Below are 816 nucleotides of genomic sequence, written 5' to 3'. Positions count from 1 at the left end.
CCCCCCCCCCCCCCTTTTTTTTTTAATGATACGGCGACGTCGGAGATCTAGACGTAAGGAGTCGTGGGCTGCGTCTGATGTGTATTAGAGACAGGGCGGCGGCCGCCTTCGCGCGGGCGTCGGGCAGCGAACTGGTGCTCGCGATCGGCGGCGGCTCGGCGCTCGATACCGCCAAGCTCGTGGCCTACCTCGCCCGCTCGCACGAGGCCCTCGACGCGATCTACGGCGTCGGCCTCGCCAAGGGCGCGCGCCTGCCGCTGATCCTGGTGCCGACCACCGCCGGGACCGGCTCGGAGGTGACGCCGATCGCCATCGTCACCACGCCGACCCAGGAGAAGAAGGGCGTCGTCGCCCCGCGCCTGCTGCCCGACTGGGCGGTGCTCGACCCGGAGCTGACGCTGGGCCTGCCCGCCGCCGTCACCGCGGCCACCGGCATCGACGCGATGGTGCATGCGATCGAGGCCTATACCAGCCGCCACCGCAAGAACCCGATCTCCGACGGCCTCGCCCGGCAGGCGCTCGGCCTGCTCGCCTGCCACATCCGCACCGCCTGCGCGGACGGCGGCGATGTCGAGGCGCGCTCGGGCATGCTGCTCGGGTCGATGCTCGCCGGCATGGCCTTCGCCAACGCGCCGGTGGCGGCGGTGCACGCGCTGGCCTACCCGGTCGGCGCGCTGTTCCACGTGCCGCACGGGCTCTCGAACGCGCTGGTGCTGATGGGCGTGCTGCGCTTCAACCTGCCTGAGGCGCAGGCGCTCTACGCCGAGCTCGCGCCGATCCTCGACCCGGACGCCCGCGACCGGCCCGACGCCGAGG

The 816-nt window shown here is 72.4% G+C and carries 1 protein-coding gene; it reads left to right on the top strand.

Features of this window, described 5'->3' with window-relative positions; translation table 11 throughout:
- Positions 1–77: 77 nt before the first annotated feature.
- A partial coding sequence (locus FV222_RS27925) for an iron-containing alcohol dehydrogenase (RefSeq protein ID WP_147816396.1) occupies positions 78–816 on the top strand: 739 nt, incomplete at its 3' end.

The organism is Methylobacterium sp. WL103, assembly GCF_008039885.1.
In the GTDB taxonomy this organism is placed as follows: domain Bacteria; phylum Pseudomonadota; class Alphaproteobacteria; order Rhizobiales; family Beijerinckiaceae; genus Methylobacterium; species Methylobacterium cerastii.
Note: the sequence above shows the minus strand (reverse complement) of the source record. Positions and strands in the feature narration are given on the sequence as shown.